1 protein-coding gene is annotated in these 1491 nt (G+C 61.0%); it reads right to left on the reverse strand.

Going from position 1 to position 1491, the window contains the following annotated elements; all coding sequences use genetic code 11:
* Positions 1-338: 338 nt before the first annotated feature.
* A complete protein-coding gene (locus tag B146_RS28145; protein WP_051091632.1) occupies positions 339-1439 on the reverse strand; it encodes a SwmB domain-containing protein in 1101 nt (366 codons plus the stop codon).
* Between the last annotated feature and the right edge of the window lie 52 nt (positions 1440-1491).

Genomic DNA, 1491 nt, shown 5'->3' on the forward strand with positions numbered 1-1491 from the left:
GGGCCTTCGGCGCTTAGCAGTTCTCCCTCAACCAGTGAGGAAATGGTCCGCTTTCTGCCTCGGTCGGCGGAAAGCGGACAGTCGCCTTTCCACCCTTCTTCGCCACAAGCGGACGGCGGGAACGGGCCGAAAGCGGACCGGCAGCTTACGGTGCGAACGCATGGAAAGCTGCCGCTCCGCTTTCGACCCAATGCAGACTCTGCGTTCTGCCGTTTCACTTCTCCAAAGCAGACATCTGCCAGTCCTGCGACGTCGTGGGAGTGATCCGTAAGGGGCCGCCTTCGTAGAGCCTCCAGGAACGATGCCGGATCAGCCAGAACGAACCCTGTGAGTCTCGATCAGCTTTGCCAGTACCCTGTATCCGCGATCTTGAGCGAGCGCCCTTCGAGCGCGCCATAGTCGAGAAAGTGGTCGAGCGGGTTGACCTTCGCTGCAGCTACGTCGCGATTGGCCTCCAGATAAGCCGTGGTGTTCAGAAATGCGGACGGATCGCGTCCCTCCTTCCAACCATACTGTTGGTAGTGCTCGTAAGCGTTGGACAGAGTTCCCGCTTTCAGAGCCGCGGCCACATCAGGATTCCGCACGAGGTAGAACTTCTCATTGAAAAGCACGTTGGGTGCGCGTCCTTCCTTTTCACCGAAGCGCAGGAAGTGATCGAGGGCGCTCTTAAACTCGCCTCGTGCAACGGCGTCAGCAACGTCCTTGTTGTGAGCGAGGTAGTAGCTCGCGTCCACAGCGACGTCCGGCATGCGACCCTCGGCCTTTCCGAAAGCCTTGAAATGCGCTTCGCCGCTTGTGAATTCACCACGTTTCACTGCCGCCGCGACGTCAGAGTTTTGCGCGAGATAGGTCGCTTCGTCGAAGGGTGCGGCACCTGTGCTGATCGGGCCCTTCGGCGGATTGAGAAGCTCCGCGCGGTCGTTGAAACGCAAGATATCGATGTTGACGAGCTTGTCGGTTCCAAGACCCGGCCCAGTAAGGGTGACGCTGCCATCGGAATTGCGGGTGAGCGTCACGTCCGCCGATCTGGCGCCGACTTCGAGGACATTGGTCCCAGGGCCGCCTGTCAGGACGTCGTTGCCGGACGTACCCTTTAGAAGGGTCTCGCCGAACGGGCTAACAGTCTTGACGACCGTCGGGGTCGTCGGAGGTTGTGGTGGGGTAGGTGTCGTGTTGCTGACTGCGGTTGGCAAGAGCGACATGGCGTCATTGCCTGCCCCATCCTGAATGGCGTTCGCATCGTNGCCCGCTGTCGGATCGGCGTAGGCCACTGTCACAGCTTGCCCATGGGAGATGGCGGACGCGAGCGTTAAAGTGACGATCTTGGCTGCGGCATCCACCGCCACGGCGTTGACGGCGACTGNTGCTCCGCCTGATGTGACTGTGAAGGCAGTCTTTGCGGGCGGATGCGCGGCATCCAGCGCTTCGCTGTAGGTCATCACCAGCGAGGTGCCGTTGACGGCGGAGGAGACGAACGTCGGGCGCGTTGCG

The organism is Aureimonas ureilytica DSM 18598 = NBRC 106430 (assembly GCF_000382705.1).
In the GTDB taxonomy this organism is placed as follows: Bacteria; Pseudomonadota; Alphaproteobacteria; order Rhizobiales; family Rhizobiaceae; genus Aureimonas; species Aureimonas ureilytica.